The following is a 25,936-nucleotide window of genomic DNA, read 5'->3' as shown; positions in this document are numbered from 1 at the left end:
GCCGGGATTTTCCCGGCTTTTTTTTACTCTTCAGATTTCGTCTCTGGTGCGGCAGAGCTTGGCTTACGGCGCTTACCAATATTTTTGGTGTCGCGGTGGCGCTGCTTCACGCGCGGTTTCTCTTTTTCTTTCTCTTTTCTCTCAGCACGTTTCGCGAGCGCTTTCTTGGACGGTTTGCCCGTCATTTTTTCGCTCGGCGCACGCGTGGTCGGGCGGAGTTCGTCAATAACGCGCGCTTTCAGCGGCTCATCAACGTAGCGGCCAATTTTCTGCAGCAGCAGGTAGTCATGCGCTTCGACCAGTGAAATCGCAATACCTTTGCGGCCCGCGCGGCCGGTACGGCCAATACGGTGCAGATAGGTATCTCCGCTGCGCGGCATATCGAAGTTAATGACGTGGCTGACGTCCGGGATGTCGATCCCACGCGCGGCTACGTCTGTTGCAACCAGTACGTTAACGCGGCCATCGGTCAGGCGCTTAATGCCTTCGGTACGCTTGATCTGCGCCATCTCACCTTCAAGATAGCAGTTGTTTATTCCGGCGTTACGCAGCATTTCAGCCAGTTCGTGCACGCGCTCGCGCTTACGCACAAACACGATTGTACGCAGAGCATCTTCCTGCTTCAGCAGGTGCTTGAGCAATTCAACCTTGTGCTCAAGGTTGTCCGCGCGGTAATACCACTGGTGAATCTTCTTACGCTCGCGCGTGGACGGCGTGGCAGACACTTCTACCGGATCTTCCAGCAGACGCTCTGCGAAATCTTTAATCGCTTCCCCTTCGAGGGTGGCAGAGAACAGCATCGTCTGGTTCCGCCAGCGCGTTTCACCCGCTATATGCTCGATATCCTGAGCGAAGCCCATGTCCAGCATGCGGTCGGCTTCGTCAAGAATCAGGGTTTCGACCGCGCGGCAGTCGAAGTTCTCTTCTTTAATGTACTGCAGCAGACGGCCCGTCGTCGCAACGACGATGTCCTGGTTTTCGCTGAACACTTCGGCGTGGTTCATATACGCAACGCCGCCGGTGATGGTGGCGATATCAAGATGAGTATTCGCCGCAAGTTCACGCGCGTGATCGGCAACCTGCATTGCCAGTTCGCGCGTAGGCGTCAGGATTAAAATACGCGGCGGGCCAGATTTCTTGCGTGGGAAGTCGAGCAGATGCTGCAACACAGGCAGCAAATAGGCTGCTGTCTTCCCCGTGCCGGTTGGCGCAGAACCGAGCACATCGCGGCCCTCAAGCGCAGGCGGAATGGCCGCTGCCTGAATGGCGGTCGGGCGTGTAAAGCCTTTGCTCTCTAGTGCATTGAGCAGGCTTTCATCGAGTTCAAGTTCGGAAAAAGTCGTTACAGTCATGTTCTACCTCTGTGTGGGGCGCTGATTATAGACGTTACGGCTGTAATCTTCATCTGTTTGTATGGATATCGCTTTTCGGCCACTTCGCTTTCCCCTATGCTACTCCAGTTTCACTTAGAAGGTTGCCCTGACATGTCTCAACTCAAAGCGCAGCTGCGCCGCGATGGTTTTACGTTTAAACAATTTTTTGTCGCTCACGATCGCTGTGCCATGAAAGTCGGTACAGACGGTATTTTACTGGGAGCATGGGCGCCTGTCGCAGGCGTTAAGCGTATTCTTGATATCGGTACCGGTAGCGGGCTGGTGGCGTTGATGCTGGCACAGCGTACGGAAGAGCATGTCACCATTGATGCCGTTGAACTGGATGCGCAGGCCGCAGAGCAGGCGAGTGAAAATGTGGCTGAATCCCCATGGGCAGCCCGAATGAGAGTCGAATGCGCAGATATACTGACCTGGGCGCCTGAACAAACCGCGCGTTACGATCTGATCGTCAGCAACCCTCCCTACTACGAACCCGGCGTTGAGTGCGGCTCGCCTGAGCGCGAACAGGCGCGTTATACCAGCTCCCTCGATCATAAAGCGCTGCTCACCAGTGCGGCAGAACTGATCTCCGAAGAGGGTTTTTTCTGCGTGGTTCTGCCGGAGAGTACGGGCAACACGTTCATCGGTATCGCGCAGGAGATCGGCTGGACGTTACGTCTGCGTACCGATATTTCAGATACGGAAGGACGACTGCCGCACCGCGTGCTGCTGGCGCTCTCGCCAAAAGAGGGTGAATGCTTTAATGACCGAATGGTTATCCGTGGGCCAGACCAGCGTTATTCAGAAGATTACACTGCCCTGACCCAGGCGTTTTATCTGTTTATGTAAACCTGTGGGGCGAGTATCGACGGGCCGGACTCAGCAAGCTGATCCGGATAGTCGAGGGTATAGTGCAACCCGCGGCTCTCTTTACGCATCATCGCGCAACGAACAATCAGCTCGGCAACCTGCACCAGATTGCGCAGCTCCAGCAGATTATTAGAGACCCGGAAGTTGGCGTAATATTCATCAATTTCCTGCTGCAGCATGGTGATGCGGCGCAATGCGCGTTCAAGACGTTTCGTGGTGCGCACAATCCCTACGTAATCCCACATAAACAGCCGTAGCTCATGCCAGTTGTGCTGGATCACGACCAGCTCGTCCGGGTTATCCACGCGGCTTTCATCCCAGGCTGGCAGGCGCTCTGTCTCACGGGCGTAAGGCATGCGTTTCGCGATGTCTTCCGCTGCAGACCAGCCGTAGACCAGACATTCAAGCAGCGAGTTAGAGGCCATACGGTTCGCGCCGTGAAGCCCGGTATAGCTGACCTCGCCAATAGCATACAGACCATCAACATCGGTACGCCCATGATCGTCAACCATTACGCCACCGCAGGTATAGTGGGCGGCTGGCACAATGGGTACCGGATCGCGGGTTAAATCGATGCCAAGATTGAGCAGCTTTTCGTAGATCATCGGGAAATGCTGGCGAATGAACGCTGCTGGCTTATGGCTGATATCGAGATACATGCAGTCCACGCCAAGACGTTTCATTTCATGGTCGATGGCGCGGGCGACGATATCACGAGGGGCCAGTTCGCCCCGGGCGTCAAAGTCCGGCATAAAGCGGGAGCCGTCAGGGCGTTTCAGATAGGCGCCTTCACCGCGCAGGGCTTCCGTCAGCAGGAAGTTGCGCGCCTGAGGGTGGAACAAGGCGGTTGGGTGAAACTGGTTAAATTCGAGATTCGCCACCCGGCAGCCGGCGCGCCAGGCCATCGCGATACCGTCTCCGGAGGCAATGTCCGGGTTAGTGGTGTACTGATACACCTTGGAGGCGCCGCCCGTAGCCAGCACCACAGCCTTCGCCTGACAGGTTTCAACCTTCTCTTTATTCCGGTTCCAGATCCAGGCGCCGACTACGCGACGCGTGCCGGGCAGGCCAATCTTGTCGGAGATAATCAGGTCAACGGCATTACTTCGCTCAAGAACCCGAATATTAGGATGGCTCAGCGCTTTACTGACCAGCGTGGTTTCCACTTCTTTGCCGGTCGCATCCGCTGCGTGGAGGATACGGCGGTGGCTGTGGCCGCCTTCGCGAGTCAGGTGGTAGCTCTCTTCACCGTTGGGTTGAACCTGCGTATCAAACAGTACGCCCTGGTCGATAAGCCACTGAACGCAATGGCGGGCGTTGCTGGCGACAAACTCCGCGGCGTGCGGATCCACGATCCCGGCCCCGGCAATCAGCGTATCTTCAACGTGGGATGCAATACTGTCTGTCTCATCAAACACGGCGGCAATACCGCCCTGAGCATAAAACGTGGAACCTTCACTTATCGGCCCTTTACTCAGAACGATAACGTTTTGATGCTCGGCCAGGCGCAGCGCCAGAGAGAGACCGGCAGCGCCGCTGCCGATGATCAGTACATCACAATGGAGTTCAGGTGTTGTGTTCATGATTGTTGTTTAATTTACTAAACAGTGTTTGGTCAGAATAGCACCCGGATGCGATTTATCGCACGTTTTTTTTAAAGGTTGTTGCAACGGCTAAACGCGTAAGCGGAGGTAAACGGAGGGTAAATGAGTGAAATTATTTTGCGAAGCAGATCGTTAGCGTCAGATTTTGTGGTGAAATAAAAACGGGGTTGCGTTACTCTTCTGGCGGGAAAAAGATGTTTCTTGTCAGAAAGTGGTGCGTATCGTGAACAGACTTATAATGAGAGAAAATGAACAGTCTGCGGCGCGATGAACAAAAACAAAGGCGTTACGGAACTTATTGAAGATCAGACACTCTAACTCGGTGCTTGCTCAAAGTGCGGTATTTTAGAGTGGCGTTTCGATAACGCGTGGAATTTAGGTTTGGGGAGACATTACCTCGGATGAGCGAGCAGTTAACGGACCAGGTCCTGGTTGAACGGGTCCAGAAGGGAGATCAGAAAGCCTTTAACTTACTGGTGGTGCGCTACCAGCATAAGGTGGCGAGCCTGGTTTCCCGCTATGTACCGTCAGGCGATGTGCCTGATGTTGTGCAAGAGTCTTTTATTAAGGCCTATCGCGCGCTGGATTCTTTCCGGGGAGATAGTGCTTTTTATACCTGGCTGTACCGTATTGCGGTCAATACGGCAAAGAATTATCTGGTCGCTCAGGGCCGTCGTCCGCCTTCAAGTGATGTGGACGCAATCGACGCCGAAAACTTCGAAAGTGGCGGCGCATTGAAAGAAATTTCGAACCCTGAGAACTTAATGTTGTCAGAAGAACTGAGACAAATCGTTTTTCGCACGATCGAGTCGCTCCCGGAAGATTTACGCATGGCAATTACGTTACGGGAGCTTGATGGTCTGAGCTATGAAGAGATAGCCGCTATCATGGATTGTCCGGTCGGCACGGTACGTTCACGAATTTTCCGTGCGCGAGAAGCTATTGATAATAAAGTTCAACCGCTTATCAGGCGTTGACGATAGCGGGATACTGGAAAAGGTATTAGGCATGCAGAAAGAAAAACTTTCCGCTTTAATGGATGGTGAAACGCTGGACAGTGAGCTGCTCAACGAGCTGTCTCATTCTCCTGAAATGCAAGAAACGTGGGAGAGTTACCATCTCATCCGCGACACCCTCCGCGGTGATACCGGCGAGTTTCTCCATTTCGATATCTCAGCCCGCGTCATGGCGGCGATTGAGAACGAGCCTGTTCATCAGACCACTCCGCTGATTCCTGAAGCTCAACCCGCGCCTCACCAGTGGCAGAAAATGCCATTCTGGCAAAAGGTGCGTCCGTGGGCCAGCCAGCTTACCCAAATGGGTGTGGCTGCATGCGTATCGCTTGCAGTTATCGTTGGCGTCCAGCACTATAATACTCAGTCTGAAACTAATCAGCAGCCAGAAGCGCCAGTGTTTAACACATTGCCGATGATGGGCAAAGCCAGCCCGGTAAGTCTGGGTGTACCGGCTGATGCTTCCGCCAGCGGCGGTCAGCAACAGCAGGTTCAGGAGCAGCGCCGTCGCATTAATGCGATGTTGCAGGATTACGAGTTGCAGCGTCGTCTGCACTCTGAACAGCTTCAGTTTGAGCAGGCGCAAACACAGCAAGCAGCTGTGCAGGTGCCCGGAAACCAAACTTTAGGAACGCAATCGCAGTAATGAAGCAACTTTGGTTCGCCATGTCTCTGATGGCGGGTAGCCTGTTCTTCTCTGCCAACGCCTCGGCTGATGTTTCATCCGGGGCGTTGTTGCAGCAAATGAATCTGGCCAGCCAGTCACTCAATTACGAGTTGGCATTTATCAGCATCAATAAGCAGGGCGTCGAGTCGTTACGCTATCGTCATGCCCGTCTTGATAATCAGCCGCTCGCCCAGCTTTTACAGATGGATGGCCCGCGTCGGGAAGTTGTCCAGCGTGGTAGCGAAATCAGCTATTTCGAGCCAGGCCTGGAACCTTTCACGCTGAATGGCGACTATATCGTTGATTCTCTGCCGTCACTTATTTACACCGACTTCAAACGGCTTGCCCCTTACTACGATTTTATTTCGGTAGGGCGTACGCGCATTGCGGACAGGCTGTGCGAGGTGATCCGCGTGGTTGCCCGGGACGGAACGCGCTACAGCTATATTGTCTGGATTGACGCGGAAACCAAACTCCCCATGCGTGTAGACCTGCTTGACCGTGACGGTGAAACGCTGGAACAGTTCCGCGTTATCTCCTTCAGTGTGAATAATCAGGTCGGCAACAGCATGCAGAATCTGGCTAAAGCCAGCCTGCCGCCGCTGCTTTCTGTTCCGGCAGGGGATTCCGTTAATTTCAACTGGGTACCGTCCTGGATCCCGCAAGGGTTTAGCGAAGTGTCCAGCAGCCGTCGTCAGCTGCCAACGATTGAAACGCCGGTGGAATCGCGCCTCTATTCCGACGGGTTATTCAGTTTCTCGGTGAATATCAACCGCGCAACGGCAAACAGCGCCGAACAAATGCTGCGTACCGGACGCCGGACGGTCAGCACCACGGTACGCGATAACGCAGAGATCACCATTGTGGGTGAACTCCCTCCGCAAACGGCGAAGCGCATTTCCGACAGCATTAAATTCAAGGCCGCACAATGATTAAAGAGTGGGCTACGGTGGTATCGTGGCAGAACGGCGTTGCGCTGGTGAGCTGCGACGTAAAAGCTTCATGTAATAGCTGCGCCTCCAGAGCCGGCTGCGGCAGTCGCGTGCTGAACAAGCTCGGGCCGCAAACATCGCACACGATTTCTGTGCCAAGTGAACAGCCGCTGATGGCGGGGCAGAAGGTAGAGCTGGGCATTGCTGACGGTAGCCTGCTCGGTTCCGCCATGCTGGTTTATCTCTCTCCGCTGGTCGGGCTGTTTATTATGGGCGGCATATTCCAGATGCTGTTTGGCACCGATGTGGCCGCCATGTGCGGTGCCGCATTGGGTGGCGTGGGAGGGTTCTGGCTTGCTAAAGGTCTTTCCCCGACGCTCGCTGCGCGCGAGGAGTGGCAGCCTGTCATTCTTAGCGTTGGGCTGGCGCCAGACCAGCTTCGCGTAGAAACGCTCTCTTCTGAGGCCCGGTGATCCATCGGGCTTTATCATTTTTTACACCCTAAAACAGAAAACGTCCTTTCTTCACGCTATACCTGTCTCTAAGTGCATTTCCAGGTTGCGAGGATGTAGTGTAGAATGCTGCGTTTTCGCACTGAAAAACGTCAGGCTAAGAACAGCGGCCTCCAGGAATTCGTAAGGCATAATTATTTAACTATATGAAGAACATACGTAACTTTTCGATCATTGCTCACATTGACCACGGTAAGTCGACGCTGTCTGACCGTATTATCCAGATTTGCGGTGGCCTGTCTGATCGTGAAATGGAAGCCCAGGTTCTGGACTCCATGGACCTGGAACGCGAACGTGGTATCACCATTAAAGCGCAGAGCGTAACGCTTGATTACAAAGCGACTGATGGCGAAACCTATCAGCTGAACTTTATCGACACCCCAGGCCACGTTGACTTCTCCTATGAGGTTTCACGCTCGCTGGCGGCCTGTGAAGGCGCGCTGCTGGTGGTGGATGCCGGGCAGGGCGTTGAAGCCCAGACTCTGGCAAACTGCTACACCGCGATGGAAATGGATCTCGAGGTTGTGCCGGTTCTGAACAAGATCGACCTGCCAGCTGCCGATCCCGAGCGCGTAGCGGAAGAGATTGAAGATATTGTCGGTATTGACGCGACCGATGCCGTGCGCTGCTCCGCGAAAACCGGTGTGGGCGTAACCGACGTGCTGGAACGCCTGGTACGTGATATTCCAGCTCCGGAAGGCGATCCGGATGCGCCACTGCAGGCGTTGATTATCGACTCCTGGTTCGATAACTACCTGGGCGTTGTCTCCCTGGTGCGTATTAAAAACGGCACCATGCGTAAAGGCGACAAAATCAAAGTAATGAGTACCGGACAGGTCTACAACGCCGATCGTCTGGGTATCTTCACGCCAAAACAGGTTGACCGTACCGAGCTGACGTGCGGCGAGGTAGGCTGGCTGGTCTGCGCAATTAAAGACATCCTCGGCGCGCCGGTGGGCGATACCCTGACCGGTGCGCGTAACCCGGCAGATAAAGCGCTGCCAGGCTTTAAAAAGGTGAAACCGCAGGTTTACGCGGGTCTGTTCCCGGTCAGCTCTGACGACTACGAAAACTTCCGTGATGCGCTCGGTAAACTGAGCTTGAACGATGCTTCCCTGTTCTACGAGCCAGAAAGCTCTACGGCGCTGGGCTTCGGCTTCCGCTGCGGCTTCCTCGGTCTGCTGCACATGGAGATCATTCAGGAGCGTCTGGAGCGTGAGTACGATCTGGATCTGATCACCACCGCACCGACAGTAGTGTATGAAGTTGAAACCACTTCGAAAGAAGTGATCTACGTCGACAGTCCGTCCAAGCTGCCGCCGCTGAACAACATTCATGAACTGCGCGAGCCTATTGCCGAGTGTCACATGCTGCTGCCGCAGGAGTTCCTGGGTAACGTCATTACGCTGTGTATTGAGAAGCGTGGCGTGCAGACCAACATGGTTTACCACGGTAACCAGGTGGCGCTGACCTATGAAATCCCAATGGCGGAAGTGGTTCTCGACTTCTTTGACCGTCTGAAGTCCACCTCCCGTGGCTATGCGTCACTGGATTACAACTTCAAACGCTTCCAGGCCTCCAACATGGTGCGTGTGGACGTGCTGATCAACGGCGAGCGTGTGGATGCGCTGGCGCTGATCACCCACAACGACAATGCGCCATACCGTGGCCGCGAACTGGTTGAGAAGATGAAAGAGCTGATCCCGCGTCAGCAGTTCGATATCGCGATTCAGGCGGCTATCGGCAACCACATTATCGCGCGTTCTACCGTGAAACAGCTGCGTAAAAACGTTCTGGCGAAGTGCTATGGCGGTGACGTCAGCCGTAAGAAAAAGCTGCTGCAGAAGCAGAAAGAAGGTAAGAAGCGTATGAAGCAGGTCGGTAACGTCGAGCTGCCGCAGGAAGCATTCCTTGCCATTCTTCACGTTGGTAAAGACGGCAAATAACCCTAAGGAGTTGGCATGGCGAACATGTTTGCCCTGATCCTGGTCATTGCTACCCTGGTGACAGGTCTGCTGTGGTGTCTGGATAAGTTTATCTTCGCCCCAAAACGTCATGAACGTCAGGCTGCCGCGCAGGCAGCCACGGGCGATGGGATTGACGCGAAAACCCTGAAGAAAGTCGGCCCGAAACCGGGCTGGCTGGAAACGGGCGCCTCAGTATTTCCGGTGCTGGCCATTGTGCTGGTGGTACGTTCGTTTATTTACGAGCCGTTCCAGATCCCATCAGGGTCAATGATGCCAACGCTGCTGATTGGTGATTTTATTCTGGTAGAGAAGTTTGCCTATGGCATTAAAGATCCTATCTACCAGAAAACGCTGATCGAAACCGGTCATCCGAAACGCGGCGACATCGTGGTATTCAAATATCCGGAAGATCCGCGCCTGGACTACATCAAGCGCGCGGTCGGTCTGCCGGGTGATAAAGTGACTTACGATCCGGTTGCGAAAGAAGTCACCGTTCAGCCGGGCTGCAGCTCCGGTACCGCATGTGAAAATGCGCTGCCGATCACCTACTCAAACGTTGAGCCAAGTGATTTTGTGCAGACCTTTGCGCGTCGTAACGGTGGTGAAGCAACCAGCGGGTTCTTCCAGGTACCGAAAGGTGAAACCAAAGAGAACGGTATTCGTCTGGTTGAGCGCAAAGAGACGCTGGGCGATGTGACCCACCGCATCCTGACCGTGCCTATCGCGCAGGATCAGCTGGGTATGTACTACCAGCAGCCGGGTCAGCAGCTTGCCAGCTGGATCGTACCGCCTGGCCATTACTTCATGATGGGCGATAACCGCGATAACTCTGCCGATAGCCGTTACTGGGGCTTTGTGCCGGAAGCGAATCTGGTGGGTAAAGCGACCGCAATCTGGATGAGTTTTGAGAAGCAGGAAGGCGAATGGCCGACCGGAGTACGCCTGAATCGTATTGGCGGAATCCATTAATTCTCAATAAATGAACGCGTAGCCGCTTTAATTAGCGGTTACGCGAATTATTTCCACGATAAATCTCTTCGAACTAACGACATCCCCTGTCGTTGTGTATAGAATATTCCCCCGAAGTTTAAGGTTGGCCCTGCAAGGGTGCCACGGCACACGAAACCGCGTTGGTTTTCTCAGGTCGGTTTCGTGTGCTGCATTTTTGACGCATTCATTTATTGGTATCGCATGAACCCCATCGTAATTAATCGGCTTCAACGGAAGCTGGGCTACACTTTTCATCATCAGGAGTTGTTGCAACAGGCATTAACCCACCGCAGTGCCAGCAGCAAACATAATGAGCGACTCGAGTTTTTAGGCGACTCTATTTTAAGTTTCGTGATTGCGAATGCGCTTTATCATCGTTTCCCGCGCGTGGATGAAGGTGATATGAGCCGCATGCGTGCCACGCTGGTTCGGGGTAATACCCTTGCGGAAATCGCGCGCGAATTTGAACTGGGCGAATGTCTGCGTCTTGGGCCGGGTGAACTGAAAAGCGGCGGCTTCCGTCGTGAATCTATTCTTGCCGATACGGTCGAAGCATTAATTGGTGGTGTGTTCCTGGACAGCGATATCCAGACCGTAGAAAAGCTGATCCTCAACTGGTATCAGACCCGTCTGGACGAAATCAGCCCGGGCGATAAACAAAAAGATCCGAAAACGCGTCTGCAGGAATATTTGCAGGGTCGTCATCTGCCGCTGCCATCTTATCTGGTAGTGCAGGTACGTGGCGAAGCGCACGATCAGGAATTTACCATCCATTGCCAGGTCAGTGGCCTGAGTGAACCGGTGGTGGGCACAGGTTCTAGCCGTCGTAAGGCTGAACAGGCTGCCGCCGAACAGGCGTTAAAAATGCTGGAGCTGGAATGAGCGAAGAAAAAACCTATTGCGGATTTATTGCCATCGTCGGACGTCCGAACGTCGGCAAATCCACCTTGTTGAATAATCTGCTTGGGCAGAAGATTTCTATCACCTCTCGTAAGGCGCAGACCACGCGTCACCGTATTGTCGGCATCCATACTGAAGGCGCGTATCAGGCGATCTACGTCGATACCCCGGGCCTGCACATGGAAGAGAAGCGTGCCATTAACCGTCTGATGAACAAGGCGGCGAGCAGCTCGATTGGCGACGTAGAGCTGGTGATTTTCGTTGTTGAAGGCACCCGCTGGACGCCGGACGACGAGATGGTGCTGAACAAGCTGCGTGACGGTAAAACGCCGGTCATCCTCGCGGTCAACAAAGTTGACAACGTGCAGGAAAAGGCCGACCTGCTGCCGCATCTGCAGTGGCTGGGTAGCCAGATGAACTTCCTCGACATCGTTCCGCTGTCTGCTGAGACCGGCCTGAACGTTGATACCATTGCGGGCATCGTGCGTAAGCATCTCCCGGAAGCGATTCATCACTTCCCGGAAGACTACATCACCGATCGTTCTCAGCGCTTTATGGCGTCGGAAATCATCCGTGAAAAGCTGATGCGTTTCCTGGGCGCTGAGCTGCCGTACTCTGTGACGGTGGAGATCGAGCGTTTCCAGACCAACGAGCGCGGTGGCTACGACATCAACGGCCTGATCCTCGTTGAGCGCGAAGGGCAGAAGAAGATGGTGATCGGCAACAAAGGTGCCAAGATCAAAACCATCGGTATTGAAGCCCGTAAAGACATGATGGAAATGTTCGAAGCACCCGTTCACCTGGAACTGTGGGTGAAAGTGAAATCTGGCTGGGCCGATGATGAGCGTGCTCTGCGCAGCCTCGGTTACGGCGAAGACCAGTAAACCAAGACGACGCGCATATGGATGGATGGCAGCGTGCCTTTGTCCTGCATAGTCGTCCCTGGAGCGAAACCAGCCTCATGCTGGACGTCTTCACGGAAGAGTCGGGCCGCGTGCGCCTTGTTGCGAAAGGCGCACGTTCCAAACGTTCTAATCTGAAAGGTGCCTTACAGCCTTTCACACCGCTGCTGGTTCGCTTTGGCGGGCGTGGGGAAGTCAAAACCCTGCGCAGTGCCGAAGCCGTCTCTCTGGCGCTCCCCCTTTCCGGTATCACGCTCTACAGCGGCCTGTACGTCAATGAACTCATCTCACGGGTTCTTGAGCATGAGACTCGTTTCTCTGAACTTTTCTTCGATTATCTGCACTGTATCCAGGCGCTGGCTGGCGCAGCCGGCACGCCCGAACCCGCCCTGCGCCGTTTTGAACTGGCGCTGCTGGGGCATCTTGGCTACGGCGTCGATTTTCTGCATTGTGCGGGAAGTGGAGACGAGGTTGAAGACGGGATGACCTACCGGTATCGGGAAGAAAAAGGTTTTATCGCCAGCGTCGTGATTGATAACAGCACGTTCACCGGGCGCCAGCTCCGGGCGCTGTATGAGCGCGAGTTTCCTGACCAGGACACCCTGCGCGCGGCAAAACGCTTTACCCGCATTGCCCTCAAGCCGTATCTTGGCGGCAAGCCCTTAAAGAGCCGCGAATTATTCAGGCAGTTTGTGCCGAAACGTTAACGTTTTACCCCTCACCCCAGCCCTCTCCCGGAGGGCGAGGGGGAAGAGAAATGAACCAAAATACCGAGGATTGTCATGGCTGAATTACTGTTAGGCGTCAACATTGATCATATCGCCACGCTGCGTAATGCGCGCGGCACGGCGTATCCCGATCCGGTTCAGGCGGCGTTTATCGCCGAGCAGGCTGGCGCCGACGGCATTACCGTTCACCTGCGCGAAGACCGTCGCCATATCACCGACCGCGACGTGCGCATTCTGCGTCAGACGCTGGACACCCGTATGAATCTGGAGATGGCGGTTACCGAAGAGATGCTGGCCATTGCCTGCGAGACTCAGCCGCATTTCTGCTGCCTGGTGCCTGAAAAGCGTCAGGAAGTGACGACCGAAGGCGGTCTGGATGTTGCCGGGCAGATCGACAAAATGCGCGATGCCTGCAAACGTCTGGCGGATGCCGGTATTCTGGTTTCCCTGTTTATTGACGCCGATTTCGCCCAGATTAAAGCGGCGGCCGACGTGGGTGCACCGTATATCGAAATCCACACCGGCTGCTATGCCGATGCCAAAAACGATGCCGAACAGGCCAAAGAGCTGGAGCGTATCGCCAAAGCGGCCACGTATGCCTCAAGCCTGGGCCTGAAGGTTAACGCCGGTCACGGCCTGACCTACCACAACGTTAAAGCCATCGCCGCCCTGCCGGAAATGCACGAGCTGAATATCGGCCACGCTATCATTGGCCGTGCGGTGATGAGCGGCCTGAAAGAGGCGGTCTCAGAGATGAAACGCCTGATGCAGGAAGCGCGTCAGTAATGGCCATTCTGGGCTTAGGCACCGATATCGTTGAAATAGCCCGCATTGAAGCGGTGATCGCCCGTAGCGGCGATCGCCTCGCAAGGCGCGTGCTGAGCGATAACGAATGGGCTATCTGGGAAGCGCATCAGCAGCCGGTGCGTTTCCTGGCGAAGCGCTTTGCGGTAAAAGAGGCTGCCGCCAAAGCCTTCGGGACCGGCATTCGTAATGGCCTGGCGTTTAACCAGTTTGAAGTGTTTAACGATGAACTGGGTAAGCCACGCCTGCGTTTATGGGGCGAGGCGCAAAAGCTGGCTGAGAAGCTGGGCGTGAATCACATGCACGTGACGCTCGCCGATGAACGCCACTACGCTTGCGCGACGGTGATTATTGAAAGCTAGAGTTTGTCGGCGTGATGCATCAGGACAAACTTATCCCACAATTGCTCTTCGCTCTCGACGTGTGCCGGATCCTTCAGGATGGTATTCGGGATTGGGCACACTTTCTGACAGGTCGGCGTTTCATAGTGGCCGATGCATTCGGTGCAGCGGTCGCTGTTAATCTCATAAATGCTGTCGCCCATCGAAATGGCCTGGTTCGGGCATTCGGGTTCGCACATATCGCAATTGATGCATTTTTTGGTGATTAACAGCGCCATCAGGAAATTCTCAGAAACAACACAAACAGGGCGGGCATTATACGCTCATTACGTGCTCATGCTCAAACCAGTTTCTTTACCAGCTCCTCGCTGTGACGAATGCGCTCGGGCGCACGCTCCAGATCCTGTTGCACCAGCGCCATAAACAGCAGGTCCGTCAGCATCATTTGCGCACTGGTGGACGAAATAGCCGCGCTGCGCGTGGCCTGCTCTTCGGCAATCGTATATAAACAGCGCGTTGCCCGCTGCTGCAGGGCATTCGGCGTAAAACCGGTGATCGCCAGAATTTTCCCGCCGACGCGCAGGGCTTCATCTGTGGCCATGTTGATTTCACGGCGCTCGCCGGAGTAGGAGATCGCCAGCAGCAGATCGTCAGGATCCATCGCCTGCACGGTCGCCAGCAGGGCATGCATATCCTGCTCGACGATGGCGTTAAGCCCAATTTTCGTCAGCTTCCAGCCAAAGTTACGCGCTACCAGACCGGACGCGCCGATGCCGGTCAGAATGATACGCCGGGCGCCGCGCAGCATCGCCACGCTTTCCAGCAGCTTCTCTTCCGTATTCACATCGAGCGTCGCATGCATGGCCGCCACGTTCTCTTTGATTAGCTTTTCGCCGACCAGACGCATCGGGTCATCGCCGCGGATCTGATTATGCACCGGCATAGACTGCGGATTGGGGTTGCTCACCAGCGCTTCGCTGATCGCCAGCTTGAGGGCGGGGAACCCCTTAAAGCCAATCTTCTGGGCAAATTTCACCACGCTGGACTGGCTCACGCCGGCTTCACTCGCCAGCTGCTGCGAGCTGAGATGACGCGCGCGATCGGGTTGAGAAAGCAGAAAATCCGCCAGTTTTTTGTCGCTTTGAGCAAAGCCTGCATAACGCTGGCGAATGCGAATTAAACAGTTCATACGGTCTCCTGGCGAAAATGTGATTGTCTGCGCAAATACGAATTTTGCTCGCCTGAATGAATTTTATATTCCATTATAGTGTGATTATTATGAATTAAAAATTCTTGAGGTACATAAAGATGAATCTTGGCTCACTTGTTTCAGAAACGCGTAACCCGCAAACCATGGATCTGGACGCACTTTCCACCCTGGAGCTGGTTAACCGCTTTAATCAACAGGATACGCTGGTCGCGCAGGCAGTGAAAGAGACATTACCCGAGGTGGCGAAAGCGGTCGATGCGGCGGCGCAAGCGCTCAAGGCCGGTGGTCGTATTATCTACATGGGAGCCGGAACCAGCGGTCGTCTTGGGGTTCTGGATGCGTCTGAGTGCCCGCCAACCTTTGGGGTGCCGCACGGGCTGGTGGTCGGGTTGATTGCGGGTGGGCCCGGCGCGCTGCTGAAAGCCGTTGAAGGCGCGGAAGATAACAAACAGCTGGGTGAGGATGACCTGAAGGCGCTGAACCTGACGGCGAAGGATCTGGTGGTCGGGCTGGCGGCATCCGGGCGCACGCCGTACGTCATTGGCGGCCTGGAATACGCCAAACAGACGGGCTGCACGACGGTGGCCATCTCCTGTAATCCGGGCTCGCCGATTGCGCAGGTGGCGGCTATCGCTATTTCGCCGGTTGTCGGGCCGGAAGCGCTGACGGGCTCTACGCGTCTGAAATCCGGGACCGCGCAAAAGCTGGTGCTCAATATGATCTCCACCGGTGCGATGGTGAAGTTCGGCAAGGTGTATCAGAACCTGATGGTGGATATGCAGGCCACTAACGTCAAGCTGGTGGATAGAGCCTGCCGCATGGTGATGGAAGCGACAGGCGCAGGCCGCGAAGAGGCGGAAACCGTACTCAAACAAACCGATCACGACGTTAAACCGGCCATTCTGATGATCCTGAGCGGGCTGGATGCGGCTGCCGCGAGAGCCAAACTCGCCGCGCATAATGGCTTCTTACGGGCGGCATTAGAAAACTAACAGAGGCGTGTATGGACAAAACAGCAGCGCTCGCCAGCGATATCCTGCAGGGGATCGGTGGGGAAAAGAATATTCAGCGTCTCGAAAACTGCATGACGCGCGTGCGCGTCGAGGTGCATAGCGACGACCAGCTTGACGTGCCGCGTCTGAAGCAGCTTTCCGGCGTCAGCGGCTATGTGAAACAGGGCCAGCAGCACCAGCTGATCGTCGGGCCGGGGAAAGCGGCGCAGGTGGTGGATGCCATGCGCGCGTTGATGGGCGGCGGCGCGAGCGCGTCGATTGACGATGCTGAACGCACCAAAGCGCAGGCGAAGGCCAAATACAAAGCTCCCATGAGCGATGCGCTGCGCCAGCTGGCAAACGTCTTTATCCCGCTGATCCCGGCGTTTATTGCCTCGGGCCTGATCACCGGGATCATCAATATCCTCAAGCGACCGGATATTGTAGGCGATTTTGCCACTCAGTATCCGAACCTGTTGGGTATCCTGGGGATCTTCGGCAGCGCGGTGTTTGCCATCATGAACATTCTGGTTGGGGTGAATACCGCAAAGGTGTTTGGCGGATCGCTGGCCATGGGCGGGGTAATGGCAGGGATCTTGTCCAGCCCGCAGCTGGCGCAGATAACGCTGTTTGGTGAGGCGCTTCAGCCGGGCCGCGGCGGGGTGATTGCGGTGCTGCTGGTGGTCATTCTGATGTGCTGGATCGAGAAAAGGCTTCGCGCGGTTCTGCCCGGCTCGATTGAGCTTATCCTGAACCCGCTGCTGACCACGCTCATTACCGGTAGCGTCGCGGTGGTGGCCCTCCAGCCGTTAGGCGGCTGGATTTCTGAAGCCATCGCCCACGGCGCGTCTCTGGCGATTGACCGCGGCGGCCTGTTAGTGGGGGCGGTGCTGTCGGGAACCTTCCTGCCGCTGGTGCTGACCGGCCTGCATCAGGGGCTGGTGCCGATCCACGTCGAGCTGGTGCAGGCGCACGGCTCTAACGCGCTGCTGCCTATCCTGTCGATGGCGGGGGTGGGGCAGGTCGGCGCGGCGATAGCAGTACTGATGAAAACCCGCAACGCGCGTCTGAAAAAAGTAATCAAAGGTGCGCTCCCGGTCGGGCTGCTCGGCATTGGCGAACCGCTGATTTTCGGCGTCACGCTGCCGCTGGGTAAACCGTTCCTCGCGGCGTGTCTGGGCGGTGCGGTAGGCGGGGCGCTGATCAGCTACTGGAAAGTCGCTACCGTGATTACTTTTGGACTTTCCGGTTTACCGCTGGCATTAACCATCGTGACCGGAAAAGTCATGCTCTATCTGTTAGGCTATTTAGTGGCGGTGATCGCCGGGTTCCTGTTTACCTGGCTGTTAGGATTCAACGACCCAGAGGAGTAAGGTTTGGCCAATCACGCGCGTCGCATTGTCTTTTTTGACCTGGATGGAACGCTGCATCAGCAGGATATGTTTGGTACGTTTATGCGCTACCTGCTGCGGCGTCAGCCTTTGAATGCGCTGCTCGTGCTGCCGCTCTTACCGGCGATCGGTATCGCGCTGCTGGTGAAAGGCCGCGCGGCGCGATGGCCGATGAGCCTGCTGCTCTGGGGATGCACGTTTGGACACAGCGAAGCGCGGCTCAAACAGCTTGAACAGGATTTTGCACACTGGTTTCGCGGCCACGTCGCTGCCTTTCCGGTGGTGCAGGCGCGCCTTACTGCCTACCTCGACGCCAACGATGCCGACATCTGGCTCATTACCGGCTCCCCGCAGACGCTGGTGGAGCAGGTCTATTTTGATACCCCCTGGCTTCCGCGTGTGAATCTTATCGCCACGCAAATCGCCCGAGGTTACGGCGGTTGGGTGCTGACTCTGCGCTGCCTTGGGCATGAAAAAGTGGTGCAGCTGGAGAAACGCATCGGTACGCCGCTGCGCCTTTACAGCGGCTACAGCGACAGCAAGCAGGACAACCCGCTGCTCTATTTTTGCCAGCATCGCTGGCGCGTCACTCCTGCGGGGGAACTGCAGCAACTCGAATAGTCTTCTCTAAAACGGGCGTGTATAATGCCGCCCGCTTTTCGACTGGAGTATTAACCGTTGTCCTACCCTGAATTCTCACATGAATACTGGATGCGCCATGCGCTAACGCTCGCTCAGCGCGCCTGGGACGAGGGCGAAGTGCCCGTGGGTGCCGTGCTGGTCCACAATAATCAGGTGATTGGCGAAGGGTGGAACCGTCCCATTGGCCGCCACGATCCTACCGCCCATGCTGAAATCATGGCGCTTCGCCAGGGCGGTCTTGTGCTGCAAAACTATCGCCTGCTTGAGACCACGCTGTATGTGACGCTGGAGCCGTGCGTGATGTGCTCCGGCGCGATGGTGCACGGCCGGATCGGTACCCTGGTCTTCGGGGCGCGGGATGAAAAAACCGGCGCGGCCGGTTCGCTGATGGACGTGCTGGGTCATCCTGGAATGAATCACCAGGTGAAGACTATCGGTGGGGTGCTTGCACCAGAGTGTTCGGGGCTATTAAGCGATTTCTTTCGAATGCGCCGTCAGCAGAAAAAGCAGCAAAAGGCAGAATTGAAGCTGTCGGACGATTAAGTTCGTCCGGCGCCACGACCGGGTAACTTTGCGCCAGCTGCTTTGCTTCTGTCGCCTCTTTCTCTTTCTCCAGCAGATACCCGACAAGGCTAATCTGATATTTACGGATATTTTCCACGTAGGCGTAGGCTTCATGGCCGCGCGCGTAGCCGTATGTCAGCTTGTTATACCATGGCTTCTGGCTCAGCAGCGGCAGGCGCTGTTTAACGTCTGACCAGCTGTCCGGGTTACCTTTGGTTTTCGCCGTCAGCGCGCGTGCATCAAGCATATGCGCGTAGCCCATATTGTAGGCCGCCAGCGCGAACCAGATCCGCTCTTCTTCCGGCACCGTTTCCGGTACTTTGGCCATCATATCTTGCAGGTAGCGCGCGCCGCCGCTGATGCTCTGCTCGGCATCGGTACGGTCATTCACGCCCAGGCTCAGCGCGGTATTTTTGGTTAACATCATCAAACCACGTACGCCCGTGGGAGAGGTGGCCTGAGTATCCCAGTGGGATTCCTGATATGAGATAGCCGCCAGCAGTTTCCAGTCAATCTCCTGGGCGTATTTTTCGAACAACGGCTGCAGGTCCGGCAGGACGCTATCTACCGCGCGGAGGAAGCTGCGGGTGTCAACGTAGTCAAAGTCATCACCGTGGCCGAGGTACTTCTCCTCCAGACGCGCCAGGGTACCGTCTTCATTGATGGTGTTGAAGAAATCGAGCATCGCGGCAGAGAGGGTCTGATCGTCGTCGAGCTGGGTAAACCAGGTAACGGGCTGCTCGTCGGTGACGTCCAGCGCCACGGCGATTTCAGGATGCACGCGCTGGAACAGGCTGATTGCGACCGAATCGGCGATGGTGTACGGCACTTTCTGATCTTTTACCTGCTCCAGCAGCTCGGTCGTGCCGAGCTTAGGATCCACCGTCCAGCTCAGGTCTGGGTATTTCTTCTCCTTGAGCTCGCGCAAATCGTCAATCACCACGTGGCCGGGGGCAATCGTCAGCTGCCGATCGTTAATTGACGCCAGCGAGCGCGGACGCAGGCTCCCGACGCGATAGACCAGCTGTTGCGAAACGGAGTAGTAGGTTGGGCCCGGCTGGTAGTTCTTGCTGCGCTCGCTGTTATACACCAGCCCGGCGGCCAGCATATCGGCATCGTCGTTATCGAGGTCATCAAACAGCTGGTTGATATTCTGGCGGACGGTAATTTTAAGCTTCACGCCAAGATAATCGGCGAACTGCTGCGCCAGTTCATAATCCAGACCAATGATTTTGCCGTTGATGTCGCTGTAAATCAGCGGGGAGTTGAGGGTACTGACGCGCAATTCCCCCCGCTCCTGAATGGCGGCGATACGGTTTTCGGCTTTGCCGAACCAGGGGATGGAAGGCCAGAGGGCCACTGCCAGCAGCAACGTTACAATGCCGATGAGCAGATAATTAATCTTTAATTTTTTCAATTAGTTAATTCTCTGCGACGCCGGTTGCCTCAGTCTGCTGTAGCCATGTTAACATTAAGGTTTGCCATTGAATGAGCGGCATTTTGCGTAAACTTGCGCCACTTGGCAACCAATTAGAGATACAGGTCACATCTATTGTTAAACGTCTGTGCTGATTTTATTTCGACGCAAACGGTTTCGTCGGCGCTCAGGATTCTTTATAATGACGCCCGTTTTCCCCCCCTTGCGCACACTGTAAGCGCCCCGGCGCTTCGAAGACGAGAGACTTATGATGGAAATTCTGCGTGGTTCGCCTGCACTGTCTGCCTTCCGTATTAACAAACTGCTGGCACGTTTTCAGGCGGCCGACCTTCCGGTAAGCAATATTTACGCTGAGTATGTCCATTTTGCTGACCTGAATGCCCCCCTGAATGCAGAGGAGCGCGTACAGCTGGAACGCCTGCTCAAGTATGGCCCAAGCCTGAGCAGCCATACGCCAACCGGCAAACTGATCCTTGCGACGCCTCGTCCGGGCACCATCTCCCCCTGGTCTTCCAAAGCCACCGACATCGCCCACAACTGTGGTCTGAGTCAGATTAACCGTCTGGAACGCGGCGTAGCGTACTACGTGGAAGCGTCGACCCTGAGCGAAGCCCAGTGGCAGGCAGTGGCGGCCGAGCTGCACGATCGCATGATGGAGAGCGTATTTGCCTCTCTCGATGACGCACAGAAGCTTTTCTCTCACCACCAGCCAGCGCCGGTACAGAGCGTAGACCTGCTGGGGCAGGGCCGTCAGGCGCTGATTGACGCCAACCTGCGTCTTGGACTGGCGCTGGCAGAAGACGAAATCGACTACCTGCAGGACGCGTTTGTTAAGCTCAACCGTAACCCGAACGACATCGAACTCTACATGTTCGCGCAGGCGAACTCTGAGCACTGCCGCCATAAGATTTTTAATGCCGACTGGGTCATCGACGGCGAACAGCAGCCGAAGTCGCTGTTCAAAATGATTAAAAACACCATGGAGAAAACTCCTGACCACGTGCTGTCTGCCTACAAAGACAACGCCGCGGTGATGGAGGGTTCCGAGGTGGGCCGCTTCTTCGCCGATCGCGAAGCAGGGCGCTATGACTTCCATCAGGAGCCTGCGCATATCCTGATGAAGGTCGAAACCCATAACCACCCGACGGCCATCTCCCCGTGGCCGGGTGCGGCGACCGGCTCCGGCGGTGAAATCCGTGACGAAGGTGCGACCGGTCGCGGGGCTAAACCAAAAGCAGGCCTGGTCGGTTTCTCCGTCTCCAACCTGCGTATCCCGGGCTTCGAGCAGCCGTGGGAAGAAGATTTCGGCAAGCCGGAACGCATCGTGACCGCGCTGGATATCATGACCGACGGCCCGCTGGGCGGCGCGGCGTTCAACAACGAATTTGGCCGTCCGGCACTGAACGGTTACTTCCGTACCTATGAAGAGAAAGTGGAGAGCCACAACGGCGAAGAGCTGCGCGGCTACCACAAACCGATCATGCTGGCGGGCGGGATCGGCAACATTCGCGCCGATCACGTGCAGAAAGGCGAGATCGTCGTTGGTGCGAAGCTGATCGTACTGGGTGGCCCGGCGATGAACATCGGCCTGGGCGGCGGAGCGGCTTCTTCTATGACCTCCGGTCAGTCTGATGCGGATCTCGACTTTGCGTCCGTTCAGCGCGATAACCCGGAAATGGAACGTCGCTGTCAGGAAGTGATCGACCGCTGCTGGCAGCTGGGCGACGCGAACCCGATCCTCTTTATTCATGACGTTGGCGCGGGCGGTCTGTCTAACGCCATGCCGGAGCTGGTCAGCGACGGCGGTCGCGGTGGCCGTTTCAACCTGCGCGATATCCTGAGCGATGAGCCAGGCATGAGCCCGCTGGAAATCTGGTGTAACGAATCTCAGGAACGTTATGTTCTGGCGGTTGCCGCGGATCAACTGCCGCTGTTTGACGAGCTGTGCCGCCGCGAGCGCGCGCCGTATGCCGTCATCGGTGAAGCGACCAAAGAGAAACACCTGTCCTTAAGCGACACCCATTTCGACAACCAGCCTATCGATCTGCCGCTGGACGTTCTGCTCGGTAAGACGCCGAAAATGACCCGCGACGTGCAGACCCGTAAAGCGGCAGGCAAAGCGCTGGATCGCCAGGGCATTACCGTGGCAGAAGCGGTCAACCGCGTGCTGCACCTGCCTGCTGTGGCAGAGAAAACTTTCCTCGTGACCATCGGCGACCGTACCGTGACCGGTATGGTATCGCGCGATCAGATGGTGGGCCCGTGGCAGATCCCGGTGGCGAACTGCGCCGTGACCACCGCGAGCCTCGACAGCTACTATGGTGAAGCGATGGCGCTGGGTGAACGTACGCCGGTCGCGCTGCTGGACTTCGCCGCGTCTGCTCGTCTGGCCGTGGGTGAAGCCCTGACCAATATCGCCGCGACGCAGATTGGCGATATCAAGCGCATCAAACTTTCCGCGAACTGGATGGCCGCAGCCGGTCACCCGGGTGAAGACGCAGGCCTCTACGAAGCCGTAAAAGCGGTGGGTGAAGAGCTCTGTCCTGCGCTGGGGCTGACCATTCCGGTGGGTAAAGACTCCATGTCGATGAAGACCCGCTGGCAGGAAGGCAGCGAGCAGCGCGAGATCACCTCTCCGCTGTCGCTGATCATCTCCGCGTTTGCGCGCGTGGAAGACGTGCGTCATACCGTTACGCCACAGCTCGTGACCGAAGACAACGCCCTGCTGCTGATTGACCTGGGCAAAGGGCATAACGCGCTGGGTGCCACGGCGCTGGCGCAGGTTTACCGTCAGCTGGGTGATAAGCCTGCCGACGTGCGCGACGTGGCGCAGTTGAAAGGCTTCTACGATGCGATTCAGGCGCTGGTTGCGCAGCGTAAGCTGCTGGCCTACCACGACCGTTCCGACGGTGGCCTGCTGGTAACCCTGGCAGAGATGGCCTTCACCGGCCACTGTGGCGTGGAAGCGAACATTGCAACGCTTGGCGAAGACCGCCTGGCGGCGCTGTTCAACGAAGAGCTGGGCGCGGTGATTCAGGTACGTGCGGCAGATCGCGATGCGGTTGAAGCCATCCTTGCGAAGCACGGTCTGGCAGACTGCGTGCATTATCTGGGTAAAGCCGTTCAGGGCGACCGCTTCGTCATTGAAGCCGATGGCCATGCGGTATTCAGCGAAAGCCGCACCACGCTGCGCATGTGGTGGGCGGAAACCACCTGGCAGATGCAGCGCCTGCGTGATAACCCGGAATGTGCCGATCAGGAGCATAACGCGAAGGCGAATGACCAGGATCCAGGCCTGAACGTGAAGCTCTCTTTCGACATCAACGAAGACATCGCCGCGCCGTACATTGCGACGGGCGCGCGTCCGAAAGTGGCCGTGCTGCGCGAGCAGGGCGTCAACTCCCACGTTGAGATGGCGGCTGCCTTCCACCGCGCGGGCTTTGATGCTATCGACGTTCATATGAGCGACCTGCTGGCGGGCCGTACCGGTCTGGAAGATTTCCAGGCGCTGGTGGCGTGCGGCGGCTTCTCTTACGGCGACGTGCTGGGCGCGGGTGAAGGCTGGGCGAAGTCCATCCTGTTCAACAGCCGCGTGCGTGACGAGTTCGAAACCTTCTTCCACCGTCCGCAAACGCTGGCGCTGGGCGTGTGTAACGGCTGTCAGATGATGTCTAACCTGCGCGAGCTGATCCCGGGCAGCGAAGCCTGGCCGCGCTTTGTGCGTAACCAGTCTGACCGCTTCGAAGCGCGCTTCAGCCTGGTCGAAGTGACCCAAAGCCCGTCTCTGCTGCTGCAGGGGATGGTCGGTTCGCAGATGCCAATCGCCGTTTCCCACGGTGAAGGTCAGGTGGAAGTGCGTGATGCCGCGCATCTGGCTCAGCTTGAGAGCAAAGGCCTGGTGGCGCTGCGCTTCGTTGATAACTTCGGCAAGGTGACTGAAACCTACCCGGCTAACCCGAACGGTTCCGCCAACGGTATTACGGCGGTGACCAGCGAAAGCGGCCGTGCGACCATCATGATGCCGCACCCGGAGCGCGTGTTCCGCACGGTGAGCAACTCCTGGCATCCGGAAAACTGGGGCGAGGACAGCCCGTGGATGCGTATCTTCCGCAACGCGCGTAAGCAGCTGGGTTAAGTTGTAAAGCTGGTACCTTGTAGGCCCGGTAAGCGTAGCGCGACCGGGCTTTTTTATGCATGTCGCAAAATTGCGACAAAGAAGGTAAGCCGCTGTCTCCAAAAGGAGACACTTAACTCATTGATTTTTATATGGCAGTACGGGTTCACGTTAAGGTGTTGCTTAATAGCGACACTTAGCCTGGAAATCATTCAACCGTTAACTAACGGGAAAAATGAGTAAAAACCATATATATCAAAGCGTTAATTTTTTGTTTTGCATTATGGCACGGGTGTTGCATAATATTAACCAGTGGCTCATTCACCTTCTTATGTCAGCCCCTTCGGGACGTGCTACATAAACTTCGAATGACGCACAAAAAGGTGCCTGCCGTCCAACTACTGATCATAGCGATGCTTTATCAGGCCAGGGCGAAACGTCGAGTTAGGCACCGCCTCATTCCATGACAAAGCCGGGTTTTTACCCGGCTTTGTTGTATCTGAAGGGCAGACTCAGTTACGCTCTGCGTAAACCCCCATTAAGAGAGTAATGCGTTGAAACGCTGGCCCGTTTTCCCCCGCTCCCTGCGACAGCTCGTCATGATGGCCTTCCTGCTGATCCTGCTGCCGTTACTGATCCTTGCCTGGCAGGCGTGGCAAAGTTTGAACGCGCTGAGTGCTCAGGCGGCATTGACCAACCGCACGACGCTTATAGATGCCAGACGCAGTGAGGCGATGACCAACGCCGCGCTGGAGATGGAGCGAAGCTATCGCCAGTATTGCGTGCTTGACGATCGGACGCTGGAAAAGGTTTATCAGAGCCAGCGTAAACGCTACAGCGAAATGCTGGACGCGCACGCGGGGGTACTGCCTGACGACAAACTGTATCAGGCGTTACGTCAGGATTTAAACGATCTTGCGCAGCTGCAGTGCCACAATAGCGGGCCGGATGCCGCCGCCGCCGCGCGCCTTGAGGCCTTTGCCAGCGCCAACACCGAGATGGTGCAGTCAACGCGCACGGTGATTTTCTCTCGCGGCCAGCAGCTTCAGCAGGAGATTGCCGAGCGCGGCCAGTTCTTCGGCTGGCAGGCGCTGGTGCTGTTCCTGGTGAGCCTTGGGCTGGTCGTGCTCTTTACCCGCATGATCATCGGCCCGGTGAAGGGTATTCAGCGGATGATCAACCGCCTGGGGGAAGGGAAATCACTCGGCGATACGGTCGCTTTTAAAGGACCGCGCGAGCTGCGCTCCGTCGGCCAGCGCATTATCTGGCTGTCCGAACGCCTGGCGTGGCTCGAATCTCAGCGCCATCAGTTCCTGCGCCATATCTCTCATGAGCTTAAAACGCCGCTGGCCAGCATGCGTGAAGGGACGGAGCTGCTGGCGGACGAAGTGGCAGGCCCGCTTACGTCAGAACAGAAAGAAATTGTCGAGATCCTGGATAACAGCAGCCGCAATCTGCAAAAGCTGATTGAGCAACTGCTGGATTACAACCGCAAGCTGGCTGACGGGGCGGTTGTACTGGAGGACGTCGAGATTGAACCGCTGGTGGATATGGTGATCTCCGCCCATAGCTTGCCGGCAAGAGCTAAAATGATGCATACCGGTGTTGAACTGAATGCGCCAGCGTGCCTGGCGGAACCCATGCTGCTGATGAGCGTTCTGGATAATCTTTACTCCAATGCGGTGCACTATGGTACTGAATCCGGTAACATTTATATCCGAAGCTATACGAATGGTTCACGGGTGTTTATTGACGTCGCAAACACCGGCACCCCGATCCCCGATGACGAAAAAGCGATGATCTTCGAACCCTTTTTTCAGGGCAGTCATCAGCGGAAAGGTGCGGTTAAAGGAAGCGGTCTTGGCTTAAGCATCGCCCGGGACTGTATTCGACGCATGCAGGGCGAGCTAAATATTGCCACGGACGAACGTTCAGACGTTTGCTTCCGTATCGAACTGCCCCTGAGCCGGAAAAACCAATAA

General features: G+C 56.2%; 24 protein-coding genes. 19 read left to right on the top strand and 5 right to left on the bottom strand.

Annotated elements, in window-relative coordinates:
* Nucleotides 1–23 precede the first annotated feature (23 nt).
* Nucleotides 24–1,352: an ATP-dependent RNA helicase SrmB gene (srmB, locus tag ABR39_RS09930; RefSeq protein WP_047346790.1), complete on the bottom strand. Its 1,329-nt coding sequence runs from the start codon at nt 1,350–1,352 to the stop codon at nt 24–26.
* A gap of 132 nt (nt 1,353–1,484) precedes the next feature.
* On the opposite strand from srmB, the gene trmN reads away from it, so the two are divergent.
* Nucleotides 1,485–2,222, top strand: coding sequence for a tRNA(1)(Val) (adenine(37)-N(6))-methyltransferase TrmN (gene trmN / locus ABR39_RS09925; protein ID WP_047346789.1), 738 nt, complete (start codon nt 1,485–1,487; stop codon nt 2,220–2,222).
* Here the strand turns inward: trmN and nadB are convergent.
* On the bottom strand, nt 2,207–3,826 hold the full coding sequence (gene nadB, locus ABR39_RS09920) for an L-aspartate oxidase (protein ID WP_047346788.1): 1,620 nt from the start codon (nt 3,824–3,826) through the stop codon (nt 2,207–2,209). The genes trmN and nadB overlap by 16 nt on opposite strands.
* A 363-nt stretch (nt 3,827–4,189) precedes the next feature.
* Between nadB and rseD the strand changes: the two genes are divergently transcribed.
* From rseD to acpS, 12 genes are all read left to right on the top strand, one after another.
* Entirely contained in the window at nt 4,190–4,252 is a 63-nt protein-coding gene (rseD, locus tag ABR39_RS26200) for a rpoE leader peptide RseD (protein WP_229255512.1), read from the top strand.
* Nucleotides 4,249–4,824 carry an RNA polymerase sigma factor RpoE gene (gene rpoE / locus ABR39_RS09915; protein WP_006176728.1) on the top strand — a complete coding sequence of 192 codons (576 nt, stop codon included), beginning with the start codon at nt 4,249–4,251 and terminating at the stop codon, nt 4,822–4,824. Before rseD ends, rpoE begins: the two co-directional genes overlap by 4 nt.
* Nucleotides 4,825–4,855: 31 nt before the next feature.
* Nucleotides 4,856–5,506: an anti-sigma-E factor RseA gene (rseA, locus tag ABR39_RS09910; protein WP_047346787.1), complete on the top strand. Its 651-nt coding sequence runs from the start codon at nt 4,856–4,858 to the stop codon at nt 5,504–5,506.
* Nucleotides 5,506–6,459, top strand: coding sequence for a sigma-E factor regulatory protein RseB (gene rseB / locus ABR39_RS09905; protein ID WP_047346786.1), 954 nt, complete (start codon nt 5,506–5,508; stop codon nt 6,457–6,459). The genes rseA and rseB overlap by 1 nt, the downstream gene beginning before the upstream one ends.
* Entirely contained in the window at nt 6,456–6,932 is a 477-nt protein-coding gene (gene rseC, locus ABR39_RS09900; protein WP_047346785.1) for a SoxR-reducing system protein RseC, read from the top strand. The genes rseB and rseC overlap by 4 nt, the downstream gene beginning before the upstream one ends.
* Nucleotides 6,933–7,117: 185 nt before the next feature.
* Complete coding sequence (lepA, locus tag ABR39_RS09895; RefSeq protein ID WP_047346784.1) at nt 7,118–8,917, top strand: translation elongation factor 4; 1,800 nt, start codon at nt 7,118–7,120, stop codon at nt 8,915–8,917.
* 15 nt (nt 8,918–8,932) lie between these two features.
* Entirely contained in the window at nt 8,933–9,907 is a 975-nt protein-coding gene (gene lepB / locus ABR39_RS09890) for a signal peptidase I (protein ID WP_047346783.1), read from the top strand.
* A 222-nt stretch (nt 9,908–10,129) separates the two neighbouring features.
* Entirely contained in the window at nt 10,130–10,810 is a 681-nt protein-coding gene (gene rnc / locus ABR39_RS09885) for a ribonuclease III (protein ID WP_003860711.1), read from the top strand.
* The gene (gene era, locus ABR39_RS09880) at nt 10,807–11,712 is read left to right on the top strand and encodes a GTPase Era (RefSeq protein WP_006176722.1); all 906 of its coding nucleotides are present in this window, start codon (nt 10,807–10,809) and stop codon (nt 11,710–11,712) included. The genes rnc and era overlap by 4 nt, the downstream gene beginning before the upstream one ends.
* A gap of 17 nt (nt 11,713–11,729) precedes the next feature.
* A complete protein-coding gene (gene recO / locus ABR39_RS09875) occupies nt 11,730–12,437 on the top strand; it encodes a DNA repair protein RecO (RefSeq protein ID WP_047346782.1) in 708 nt (235 codons plus the stop codon).
* Nucleotides 12,438–12,512: 75 nt separating this feature from the next.
* Nucleotides 12,513–13,244 (top strand): pyridoxine 5'-phosphate synthase, encoded by a 732-nt coding sequence (gene pdxJ / locus ABR39_RS09870; RefSeq protein ID WP_047346781.1) that lies wholly within the window; start codon nt 12,513–12,515, stop codon nt 13,242–13,244.
* Nucleotides 13,244–13,624 (top strand): holo-ACP synthase, encoded by a 381-nt coding sequence (gene acpS, locus ABR39_RS09865; protein WP_047346780.1) that lies wholly within the window; start codon nt 13,244–13,246, stop codon nt 13,622–13,624. Before pdxJ ends, acpS begins: the two co-directional genes overlap by 1 nt.
* Here acpS and ABR39_RS09860 read toward each other — a convergent pair.
* Together ABR39_RS09860 and ABR39_RS09855 are read right to left on the bottom strand one after the other, a co-directional pair.
* Nucleotides 13,621–13,881, bottom strand: a complete 261-nt coding sequence (locus ABR39_RS09860) for a YfhL family 4Fe-4S dicluster ferredoxin (protein ID WP_008502177.1) — start codon at nt 13,879–13,881, stop codon at nt 13,621–13,623. The genes acpS and ABR39_RS09860 overlap by 4 nt on opposite strands.
* Before the next feature lie 62 nt (nt 13,882–13,943).
* Nucleotides 13,944–14,792 (bottom strand): MurR/RpiR family transcriptional regulator, encoded by an 849-nt coding sequence (locus ABR39_RS09855; protein WP_023333056.1) that lies wholly within the window; start codon nt 14,790–14,792, stop codon nt 13,944–13,946.
* 119 nt (nt 14,793–14,911) lie between these two features.
* Between ABR39_RS09855 and murQ the strand changes: the two genes are divergently transcribed.
* From murQ to tadA, 4 genes are all read left to right on the top strand, one after another.
* Nucleotides 14,912–15,805: an N-acetylmuramic acid 6-phosphate etherase gene (gene murQ / locus ABR39_RS09850; RefSeq protein ID WP_047346779.1), complete on the top strand. Its 894-nt coding sequence runs from the start codon at nt 14,912–14,914 to the stop codon at nt 15,803–15,805.
* Between the two features lie 11 nt (nt 15,806–15,816).
* The gene (locus ABR39_RS09845; protein WP_047346778.1) at nt 15,817–17,178 is read left to right on the top strand and encodes a PTS transporter subunit EIIC; all 1,362 of its coding nucleotides are present in this window, start codon (nt 15,817–15,819) and stop codon (nt 17,176–17,178) included.
* Between the two features lie 3 nt (nt 17,179–17,181).
* Entirely contained in the window at nt 17,182–17,817 is a 636-nt protein-coding gene (gene yfhb / locus ABR39_RS09840) for a phosphatidylglycerophosphatase C (RefSeq protein ID WP_047346777.1), read from the top strand.
* 90 nt (nt 17,818–17,907) lie between these two features.
* Nucleotides 17,908–18,381, top strand: coding sequence for a tRNA adenosine(34) deaminase TadA (gene tadA, locus ABR39_RS24145; RefSeq protein ID WP_430748974.1), 474 nt, complete (start codon nt 17,908–17,910; stop codon nt 18,379–18,381).
* On the opposite strand, the gene mltF is transcribed toward tadA, so the two are convergent.
* Nucleotides 18,269–19,819: a membrane-bound lytic murein transglycosylase MltF gene (mltF, locus tag ABR39_RS09830; RefSeq protein ID WP_047346775.1), complete on the bottom strand. Its 1,551-nt coding sequence runs from the start codon at nt 19,817–19,819 to the stop codon at nt 18,269–18,271. The genes tadA and mltF overlap by 113 nt on opposite strands.
* Nucleotides 19,820–20,087: 268 nt before the next feature.
* Between mltF and purL the strand changes: the two genes are divergently transcribed.
* Both purL and qseE read left to right on the top strand, forming a co-directional pair.
* Nucleotides 20,088–23,975, top strand: a complete 3,888-nt coding sequence (gene purL, locus ABR39_RS09825; RefSeq protein ID WP_047346774.1) for a phosphoribosylformylglycinamidine synthase — start codon at nt 20,088–20,090, stop codon at nt 23,973–23,975.
* Nucleotides 23,976–24,508: 533 nt separating this feature from the next.
* Nucleotides 24,509–25,936, top strand: coding sequence for a two component system sensor histidine kinase QseE/GlrK (gene qseE / locus ABR39_RS09820; RefSeq protein ID WP_123138615.1), 1,428 nt, complete (start codon nt 24,509–24,511; stop codon nt 25,934–25,936).

The organism is Enterobacter genomosp. O (genome assembly GCF_001022965.1).
GTDB lineage: Bacteria > Pseudomonadota > Gammaproteobacteria > Enterobacterales > Enterobacteriaceae > Enterobacter > Enterobacter cloacae_L.
The sequence above is the reverse complement of the archived record's forward strand: the minus strand, read 5'-3'. Positions and strand labels throughout refer to the sequence as shown.

Coding starts and splice junctions, on each gene's coding strand:
- ABR39_RS09855 (WP_023333056.1), bottom strand. CDS start 14,792: ATGAACTGTTTAATTCGCATTCGCCAGCGTTATGCAGGCTTTGCTCAA.
- lepB (WP_047346783.1), top strand. CDS start 8,933: ATGGCGAACATGTTTGCCCTGATCCTGGTCATTGCTACCCTGGTGACA.
- ABR39_RS09860 (WP_008502177.1), bottom strand. CDS start 13,881: ATGGCGCTGTTAATCACCAAAAAATGCATCAATTGCGATATGTGCGAA.
- rpoE (WP_006176728.1), top strand. CDS start 4,249: ATGAGCGAGCAGTTAACGGACCAGGTCCTGGTTGAACGGGTCCAGAAG.
- tadA (WP_430748974.1), top strand. CDS start 17,908: ATGCGCCATGCGCTAACGCTCGCTCAGCGCGCCTGGGACGAGGGCGAA.
- ABR39_RS09845 (WP_047346778.1), top strand. CDS start 15,817: ATGGACAAAACAGCAGCGCTCGCCAGCGATATCCTGCAGGGGATCGGT.
- murQ (WP_047346779.1), top strand. CDS start 14,912: ATGAATCTTGGCTCACTTGTTTCAGAAACGCGTAACCCGCAAACCATG.
- acpS (WP_047346780.1), top strand. CDS start 13,244: ATGGCCATTCTGGGCTTAGGCACCGATATCGTTGAAATAGCCCGCATT.
- recO (WP_047346782.1), top strand. CDS start 11,730: ATGGATGGATGGCAGCGTGCCTTTGTCCTGCATAGTCGTCCCTGGAGC.
- rseC (WP_047346785.1), top strand. CDS start 6,456: ATGATTAAAGAGTGGGCTACGGTGGTATCGTGGCAGAACGGCGTTGCG.
- rnc (WP_003860711.1), top strand. CDS start 10,130: ATGAACCCCATCGTAATTAATCGGCTTCAACGGAAGCTGGGCTACACT.
- rseB (WP_047346786.1), top strand. CDS start 5,506: ATGAAGCAACTTTGGTTCGCCATGTCTCTGATGGCGGGTAGCCTGTTC.
- lepA (WP_047346784.1), top strand. CDS start 7,118: ATGAAGAACATACGTAACTTTTCGATCATTGCTCACATTGACCACGGT.
- pdxJ (WP_047346781.1), top strand. CDS start 12,513: ATGGCTGAATTACTGTTAGGCGTCAACATTGATCATATCGCCACGCTG.
- trmN (WP_047346789.1), top strand. CDS start 1,485: ATGTCTCAACTCAAAGCGCAGCTGCGCCGCGATGGTTTTACGTTTAAA.
- purL (WP_047346774.1), top strand. CDS start 20,088: ATGATGGAAATTCTGCGTGGTTCGCCTGCACTGTCTGCCTTCCGTATT.
- era (WP_006176722.1), top strand. CDS start 10,807: ATGAGCGAAGAAAAAACCTATTGCGGATTTATTGCCATCGTCGGACGT.
- nadB (WP_047346788.1), bottom strand. CDS start 3,826: ATGAACACAACACCTGAACTCCATTGTGATGTACTGATCATCGGCAGC.
- srmB (WP_047346790.1), bottom strand. CDS start 1,352: ATGACTGTAACGACTTTTTCCGAACTTGAACTCGATGAAAGCCTGCTC.
- rseA (WP_047346787.1), top strand. CDS start 4,856: ATGCAGAAAGAAAAACTTTCCGCTTTAATGGATGGTGAAACGCTGGAC.